This window comes from Borreliella bissettiae DN127, assembly GCF_000222305.1.
Lineage (GTDB): Bacteria > Spirochaetota > Spirochaetia > Borreliales > Borreliaceae > Borreliella > Borreliella carolinensis.
In genome coordinates, this window is sequence record NC_015908.1 from 23,318 (window position 1) to 30,547 (window position 7,230).

The 7,230-nt window shown below is 27.9% G+C and carries 7 protein-coding genes; 6 read left to right on the top strand and 1 reads right to left on the bottom strand.

All coding sequences use genetic code 11. The annotated features are described in order from the left end of the window. Positions 1-364: 364 nt before the first annotated feature. Complete coding sequence (locus BBIDN127_RS04745) at positions 365-1,684, top strand: DUF244 domain-containing protein (RefSeq protein ID WP_014017696.1); 1,320 nt, start codon at positions 365-367, stop codon at positions 1,682-1,684. A 51-nt stretch (positions 1,685-1,735) separates the two neighbouring features. After that, positions 1,736-2,161, top strand: a complete 426-nt coding sequence (locus BBIDN127_RS04750) for a DUF261 domain-containing protein (RefSeq protein ID WP_014017512.1) — start codon at positions 1,736-1,738, stop codon at positions 2,159-2,161. A gap of 5 nt (positions 2,162-2,166) precedes the next feature. On the opposite strand, the gene BBIDN127_RS04755 is transcribed toward BBIDN127_RS04750, so the two are convergent. Then, positions 2,167-2,943, bottom strand: coding sequence for a site-specific integrase (locus BBIDN127_RS04755; protein ID WP_014017697.1), 777 nt, complete (start codon positions 2,941-2,943; stop codon positions 2,167-2,169). A 431-nt stretch (positions 2,944-3,374) separates the two neighbouring features. Here BBIDN127_RS04755 and BBIDN127_RS04760 point away from each other — a divergent pair, with 431 nt between their 5' ends. The 4 genes from BBIDN127_RS04760 to BBIDN127_RS04775 all read left to right on the top strand — a co-directional run bounded on the left by BBIDN127_RS04760 (position 3,375) and on the right by BBIDN127_RS04775 (position 7,230). After that, entirely contained in the window at positions 3,375-4,409 is a 1,035-nt protein-coding gene (locus BBIDN127_RS04760) for an Erp C family protein (protein ID WP_014017698.1), read from the top strand. Between the two features lie 186 nt (positions 4,410-4,595). Next, positions 4,596-5,135 carry a DUF643 domain-containing protein gene (locus tag BBIDN127_RS04765; RefSeq protein WP_044055007.1) on the top strand — a complete coding sequence of 180 codons (540 nt, stop codon included), beginning with the start codon at positions 4,596-4,598 and terminating at the stop codon, positions 5,133-5,135. A 179-nt stretch (positions 5,136-5,314) separates the two neighbouring features. Further along, the gene (locus tag BBIDN127_RS04770) at positions 5,315-5,881 is read left to right on the top strand and encodes a DUF603 domain-containing protein (RefSeq protein WP_014017700.1); all 567 of its coding nucleotides are present in this window, start codon (positions 5,315-5,317) and stop codon (positions 5,879-5,881) included. Further along, on the top strand, positions 5,878-7,230 hold the full coding sequence (locus tag BBIDN127_RS04775; protein WP_014017701.1) for a PBSX family phage terminase large subunit: 1,353 nt from the start codon (positions 5,878-5,880) through the stop codon (positions 7,228-7,230). Before BBIDN127_RS04770 ends, BBIDN127_RS04775 begins: the two co-directional genes overlap by 4 nt.

Below are 7,230 nucleotides of genomic sequence, written 5' to 3' on the forward strand. Positions count from 1 at the left end.
TAATTATAAATTAGAATCAACTCAATTTTTGAAAAGCTTATTTATATAATTTTTAATAAGTGAATTCGTTTAAACCCTAGCTTTATTAAGTTCTTTAACAAAAGAATATAATCAAGCTTTTATTAATTATAATAATTTCTGTAAAAAGTTGACAAAAATAGTTTTTGTTATATATATGTATGTGAATAGCTAAAAAAGTGTATTGCTATCAAAAAAATCCAGTTAAGTTGGGTTTAGCTAAGTTCTTAGACAAGAGAATTTAAATAAACCCAACTAATTTTTTTGTAAAAATTTTTGTAAAAAAGTTGGCAAAAATAGTTTTTGCTATATAATTATTTATTACTAAAATATAAGGAGTAAAAAGATGGAAAATCTTTCAAACAATAATAATCAAGAAAATATTCAAGGAGAGCTCAAAATGATAAGTGTTGAACAACAAAGTTTTACTGGATGTGAAATATTTGAGGAAAAATCTTCTCCCATTAAAGAAAAAAGTAAATTAAGCAAGATAGGTAAGAAATTACCAGGAATAAGTAGTCAAGAGTGTTTTAGATTTAATCGAAATATTGATTTTAGTGTGCAAAGAAATGAACTTGATAGATACGGTGCTAGTGAAGTAGGCAATGTTTTGATTGGAGGTGCAGGGCTAAAAGATTTAATGATAAATAGAGTGCTTAAATATTTTGGAATGAGCCTACCTTTTGAAGAGAATTTGTATATGCTCAAGGGTAAGGAATTAGAGAATTTAGGATTTAGAGAATTTGTTAAAGCACATGGTGATAATATTGATGTTTTGTATAAGAACAAATATGCTAACGGTGTTGATAAGTATAATTATTACAAGAAAACTGGTAAATCAGAAATGTTTGTTGGATCAACAATTGATGGATGGTTTATAAATAGTAACGGCACCGCAGAGCTTTTAGAAATTAAAAGCAGTGATTCTAATTATATGAGCGGTGCTATTGCTGAATACAATAAAAATGGCAATTTTTTAAGCAGTAAATATTTTTTCAAATATTATGTGCAGGCACAAATGCAACTAGCATGTACTGGACTTGAGTATTGTAATTTATTCTTTTTAATCGATGCAGCACCAGTTAACTGTAAGATTAAGAGAAATGATGGCTTAATAGCAAAAGTGCTTGAATATGTTCACAAATGCGAGACGGAAGCTTTTAACATAAGAACTCAAATATTTAAAAATAATAATATCAACTTACAAACATTAAATAATGATAATAATGAGGTGATAAAACTAGTTGAAGATTTAGTAGAAAGAAGTGAATTTTATAGTTCTGGAGTTGAGTTTGATTGGGCAAGAGAATTTGTAGAATATGTTGATTGTGTAGAGCTTGAAATTACGGATAGGCAAGTTGCTGAAAATCTTGCATGTGATCTAATGGAAGTTGATAGTGCAAAAAAAGAATTAAACAAAATGCAAAACGAACACAAAAAAAGAGAAAAGTATCTTAAAGATTTAATCAAAATGAAAACCTACAATATTACGAATATATGTCCACTCATTGAGCACGTAAATTATAGATTTAGAGAATTTGTGTTCACTTTTGACTCTAAGAAAAGGGCAATATCAGATAGATTAAGTGGGTTATTGCCAACAAGTGGAGCATTGCTTTTTCCAAGCGATATAGCATTTGCAAATACTGTCAGTGTCCCCATGTGAATGGGTGCACTAAAAAATTAAAGAAAGAATTTAATATAGGAGAGGAAATCAATGATTATTAATAAAATAAAACAAGACAATAGAACTTTAAGACCAGAGATACAAAAATGGGGTTGTTACTTTTTGTGTCTACATTATTATACAAGTTTATTTAAGAAGCGTGAATTTAATGCATATGATATAAATACAGCGTATTATAGATTTATAGGACTTGGCTACATTAAGAGTAATTGTTTTATTATAAATCCATGTATGATACTTAATTACTACGGAATTAGAAGTAGTGTGAGATATGAGTCTTTAAATTATTTGGGTGCAGCAAATGAATTTGAAATAAGTGAAGTAAAAATTGATAAGGTTAATGGGTATCACTTTATAGCAACAAAAAATAAAGAAATATTATATGATTCACTTGACTTAAAGCCACGTGGGAAAATATTTAAAGTAACTTCAAAGCGTATATTTAGGCTTAAATAGTTTTACTAAAGTTTAAGGTTATTTTTAATACATTCATAAGCGTGAATTTTGTTAGCAGAAGAGAGTCCGTAGATATTATCAATTTCGGAAGTTGAATGATATTTCATAAGTTCTTTAATTTGGAAAGAATTGTAACCATTAGATTTCAAATATGAAATAAACAAATTTCTAAATAAATGGAGTGATTTATTTGCACGAAATCCTGATTTTTTAAGAAGATTTTTAAATTTCTTAGAAATATTGATAATGCTAATTTGATTGTCTTTAAATTTATGTTTAGTTTTTTGGAAAAGATAAGTACGTCGTGTATCAAGATTTTTTTCATTAAAATAATTTTCGTGAGCTTTTTGGATAGCCTCAAATTCTTCGGATTTGATGACAATTTCTCTAATGCAAGTGACATTTCTTTTTTTGGCAACATTTACTTTTATATTGTAAAAAGTTTCTCCAGTTTTTTTTAATAGAGGTGTAATATCTTGCATTTTTACTTTTTGCATTTCAGCACCCCTGCACCCACTTATTGCCAGTAGATGTAGAAACCAACCAGAAATTGGGTCAATTTTTTTTAATGTTTTTACGCATTTTTCAATTATTTTCGTAGCTTTTGGGGTTAAATAAAACTTAGGAGTTGGTTTTAAAGATTCTTTTTTAGGGTTAGAAAAAATTTTTAGAGAATTTTTAAGAATTTTGTTTTCATTTACTACTTTTTGATACTCTTGTAATAGTTTGAGTATAGAATCAATATTGTAATTATTTAAATTAAAATAATTATTAATGTCCATAAGACAAGCTCCTTCTAGGTGTTACTTTTAAATTAAGTAAAAGTAATAAAAATAGATGAAAATTACAAATTATATTTTACCAAAAACCAAAAATTTTAGTCAAATTTTGGACGTTCTCATTGCAAGAGAAATTTGTGTTATAGAGTGGCTGTGATAAACAGAAGAGGCAATTTTTTGGGGTGTCGGATAAGAAAGACTACATACTTTATCTAATAAATAGCAAAGACTTTGAAATTTAATTTGTATGTGTTTTGTAGTCTTTTTTAATGGGTAGGTCATTTGCAATGGAGAGATTTTGAAGAGTTGATTAAAATTACATTTTCGTTTTGTTAATATGTAACAGGTGAATGTAACAAAATTAGATATTTAAATCTTTAAAAAATTGTATTTATTAGGGTGTTGCGTTATGATTTAGACTTATGGAGAGACTTATGAATAAGATAATGAAAATATTTACTATTTGTGCTGTTTTTGCACTGATAAGTTCTTGCAAGATTGATGCAACTGGTAAAGATGTAGAACAAAATGTAAAAGGGAAAATTCAAGGATTTTTAGAAAAGATTTTAGATCCAGTAAAGGATAAAATTACTTCAAATGGTCCAAAAGTAGATGAATTGGCAAAAAAGTTACAAGAAGAAGAAAAAACAAAAGTAGATGAAATAGCAGAGAAATTAAAAGAAGAAGAAGGGAAAGACGACAAAGAAGAAAATAAGGAAAATGTTAATTTAGAAGAGAAAGAAGCAGAAGTTAAAAAAGAGGATAAAGAGGATAAATTAGAAGATAAAAAAGAAGAACAAGAAAAAAAAGTAGAAAATAAAAAAGAAGAGCGAGAGGGTAAAGAAGAAAAAATAGAAGTAGGATTGGCTAAAGAAGAAGAATTAGTAGTAGAGCAGAATGGAGAAAAAAAACGACAAGAAGAAGAAGAAAGACAAAGACAAGAAAAATTAACTAAAGCTAGAGAAGAAGAGGCTAAACAAAAAGCAGAACAACAAAAACAAGAAGAAGAACAAAGGCAAGTTGATAGCCAAATTAAAACACTTAGTGCGAAAATAGATGAGATTAGTGAAAATATTGATGTCATAGAAAGGCAAATCAGTGTAGGAGCACAAGGAGTTATAGACAGAATTACGGGGCCTATATATGACGATTTTACCGATGATGACGACTCTATACGCAAAACCTGGGATTTAGAAGATGAAGAAGAAGAAACAGAGTTGGGAAGGTTATTGAAAGAATTGAGTGATTCTAGAGACAAGTTAAGAACCAAATTAAATGAAGGTAATAAAGCATATATTCTTGATACTAAAAGCAGTGAACCTAAATTAAAAGAAAATGTGAATGTTAGCGAAATTAACTCTGAATTAACTGACCTAAAATCAAAATTAGGAAAGGTTAAAGAATATCTTAAAAATCAATCTAATTTTGAAACAATTAAAGAATATATCACCGATAGTAATGATGATTAATAGCTTTATATGTAACTAAATTTTGTATATACAAAATAACAGCTAGTTTAGAAAATAACAGCTGTTATTTTCTTGTAGATTTCATTGTTATGAATATAGAAATGTTTTATATCAAAATTTTCATTTAAAAAGTGCTAAAAACTATTGTTAAAAATATTATTTATTTATATACTCTCTAGAGTTATGATGAATATAAATGAGATTTCAGATTTTTATGATAATTTATATAAGAAAACAAAAAAAGAAATAGATAAACTTATAAACAAGCTCTATTTAACTAGTCAAATGACTCTAGAGCAAAAAAGACAAATATACAGTGCAGTTGAAAGAATGCAAAAATACGTAATAAAAACCGGAAAAAGTGTTCTTTTAGAATCGGAAAAAGAATTTGTTAAAGACACTTTGAAAACGAAAAATCTAGTAAAAAAATTTAAAAGTTTCAAAGTTGATTTTAGCTACAAGAAAGGAATGCTAGAAAAATGTTTAGAAAGATTGGGAAAAGATAAATCCATCGAATTTTTGATTTTTGTTTATCAAATTCTTAATGGGATAAGAGAAAAAGTATCAGAATTAGACTTTCAAATAGATGCGATTAAAGAATTTAGAGATATTTTATTTTTAAGTATACACTATTATGATAAAGGACTTTTCACAAGTAAAAATCTTATGAATGAAATGAAAGATTTTTTCGAAAAAGTAGAGTTAATTTATAGCAATATGCAATAAATTAGTTAACTGCTATTTCTAAATCAAAAATTATAGAAATAGCAATGAACTAAGTCAATAAAAGCCAACAAATATTCCCCGTTAAATATCAAGAAGTTATCAGGTTATGTTAACAATTAACAAATTGATTTACTATTTAGAGTAACAAATTGTTACTTTTGTTATTTTAGAGGATTTTTTTGAAAAAAATTAAAAGATCTTTTGATGATTATGTTGCATATTTTAGAGAAGGATTGTTAGATGATAGAGAAATAGCGGATAAATTAGGAGTTTCTAGGGTAAATGTGTGGAGGATGAGGAGAAAATGGGAAAGTGGAGAAAGTTCTGTTAACGATGATTCTAGATTATCAATTAGTGAAGATACTTTTGAACACCTTTTATCACAAACTTTTAAATCAGAAGTTAACGCTAGGAAAGTTATAAGCGAATTAGATTTAGAACGTGCTAATTTAGAATTAGGGTTTATACATTCATTTAAACAATATTTTGGTGTTGAGCTTGTTAGCATACGTACTAAAATAGAAAATTTAAGAAACGAAATTGATGCATTAAATAAAGCAAGTAATAAAAAAAATAAGTTAGTTGATAATGAAGAAATTAATTCTTTGAAAAGTGAACTTAATGAATATGTAAAGGAATATTCAATAAGAGAAATGGAGCTTTATTATGAATGTATGAAAAAACTTGCTACGCTTCACGGGACTGAAAGCAAAAGCAACTACAAAAATAGTAAAGGGCACAAGTGAACTTATATCAAACAAAACTTTTTACAACACTCCAAAAGGAATACAAAAATAAATATGGAGTTGATATATCACAATTTGTAAAGCTAACGAACTGCTCAATTAATTTTGCTAAGTTTGAAGAAAAACAGTTAACTTTAAAACAAAAAAATGTGATAAAAAGTATTCAAAAGAATAATGAAAAAAAGATTATACTCAGCGGTGGCATAGCTAGTGGCAAAACGTATCTTGCATGCTATCTTTTTCTCAAAAGTTTAATTGAAAATAAAAAGTTATACTCTAGCGATACTAATAATTTCATTATTGGCAATTCACAACGTTCAGTTGAAGTTAATGTTTTGGGGCAATTTGAAAAGCTATGCAAACTTCTTAAAATTCCTTATATTCCAAGACATACAAATAATTCATATATTCTGATTGATTCACTGCGTATTAATCTATACGGAGGAGATAAGGCAAGTGATTTTGAAAGGTTTAGGGGTAGTAATTCGGCACTTATTTTTGTGAATGAGGCTACAACTTTACATAAGCAAACATTAGAGGAAGTCTTAAAAAGACTTAGATGTGGACAAGAAACTATTATTTTTGATACTAATCCAGACCATCCAGAACACTATTTTAAAACCGACTATATTGATAATATAGCGACTTTTAAGACATATAATTTTACAACTTATGACAATGTTCTACTTAGCAAAGGATTTATAGAAACTCAAGAGAAACTCTATAAAGATATCCCATCATATAAAGCAAGAGTTTTGCTAGGTGAATGGATAGCAAGCACCGATTCAATTTTTACACAAATAAATATTACTGAGGATTATGTGTTTACTAGTCCAATAGCATATTTAGACCCAGCATTTAGCGTTGGAGGGGATAACACTGCATTATGTGTTATGGAGCGGGTTGATGATAAGTATTATGCTTTTGTATTTCAAGACCAACGACCAGCCAATGATCCATATATTATGAATATGATCAAGACCGTTTTAGAGAATTTCAATGTACATACACTGTATTTAGAGGACAGAGATAATACAAAAGGTGCTGGTGGATTAACTCGTGAATATATGTTGCTAAGAAATAATATGAGCCAATATTTTAGAATTGTTCCAGTTAAGCCAAAATCGAATAAATTTAGCAGAATAACAACGTTAATTACGCCGTTTACTTACAAGAAACTTTACATTACAAAGTACAGCAGTTCTTCTGTATTTAATGATATTTATTCGTATAAGGGGGATAATAAAACCCATGATGACGCTCTTGACGCAATATCTGCAGCATATTTGATGTTGTCTTTAGGATATAGAGAGAGAAGTGTTCACTTTGGCAACCAAAGATTTTTGTAA